The sequence below is a fragment of the Brevibacillus jepli genome (assembly GCF_047229145.1).
GTDB lineage: Bacteria > Bacillota > Bacilli > Brevibacillales > Brevibacillaceae > Brevibacillus.
In genome coordinates this window covers 1-1,076 of sequence record NZ_JBFEFW010000089.1, presented here as the reverse complement: position 1 = coordinate 1,076, position 1,076 = coordinate 1, and the positions used below count along the sequence as shown (strand labels likewise).

Sequence of the window (1,076 nt, the reverse complement as noted above, 5' to 3'; positions counted from 1 at the left end):
GGGTAGATGACTGGGGTGAAGTCGTAACAAGGTATCCGTACCGGAAGGTGCGGATGGATCACCTCCTTTCTATGGAGATATGACCGTAACGCACATTCGCTGTTCAGTTTTGAAGGAGCATAAATCCTTCAAAAGATGAAAGGAAGTTCTGCTAAAGGCTCTCGCGTCCATGCGAGAACGCAGAACGACTTACATCCTATAAGTCTGGTGATGATGGCGGAGGGGACACACCCGTTCCCATGCCGAACACGGCCGTTAAGCCCTCCAGCGCCGATGGTACTTGCTCCGCAGGGAGCCGGGAGAGTAGGACGTTGCCAGGCAGTTACTCTTACGAGTAACTATCCAATTGTTCCTTGAAAACTGGATACTGCATGAAATTGCTAAGATATTAACTGTAAGTACTTTTTAGTGCTAACCAATGTGGTTAAGTTACTAAGGGCACACGGTGGATGCCTTGGCGCTAGGAGCCGAAGAAGGACGCAGCGAACTGCGATAAGCCTCGGGGAGCGGTAAGCACGCTTTGATCCGGGGATCTCCGAATGGGGCAACCCACCATCTGTAATGGGATGGTATCCTTCACTGAATACATAGGTGATGAGAAGGCAGACCCGGTGAACTGAAACATCTAAGTAGCCGGAGGAAGAGAAAACAATAGTGATTCCGTCAGTAGTGGCGAGCGAACGCGGAAGAGCCTAAACCGTCGGGTTTACCCGGCGGGGTTGTGGGGCGTCTCACATGGAGTTACAAAAGACGCGCGTAGGTGAACAGCTTGGGAAAGCTGACCATAGAGCGTGATAGTCGCGTAACCTAAACGCGCGTCTCTCCGAGACCAACCCCGAGTAGCGCGGGACACGTGAAATCCCGTGTGAATCTGGCAGGACCATCTGCTAAGGCTAAATACTACCTAGCGACCGATAGTGAACCAGTACCGTGAGGGAAAGGTGAAAAGCACCCCGGGAGGGGAGTGAAATAGTACCTGAAACCGTGTGCTTACAAATAGTCGGAGCCCGTTAAAAGGGTGACGGCGTGCCTTTTGTAGAATGAACCGGCGAGTTACGGTAGCGTGCGAGGTTAAG

Annotated in this window: 3 rRNA genes; all 3 read left to right on the top strand. The window is 52.0% G+C overall.

Annotation, left to right across the window (positions count from 1 at the left end):
- Positions 1-69 (top strand): 16S ribosomal RNA (locus tag AB1L17_RS31385); the annotation flags it as partial.
- 134 nt (positions 70-203) lie between these two features.
- A 5S ribosomal RNA gene (rrf, locus tag AB1L17_RS31380) occupies positions 204-320 on the top strand.
- A gap of 102 nt (positions 321-422) precedes the next feature.
- Positions 423-1,076: ribosomal RNA gene (locus tag AB1L17_RS31375) — 23S ribosomal RNA — on the top strand; the annotation flags it as partial.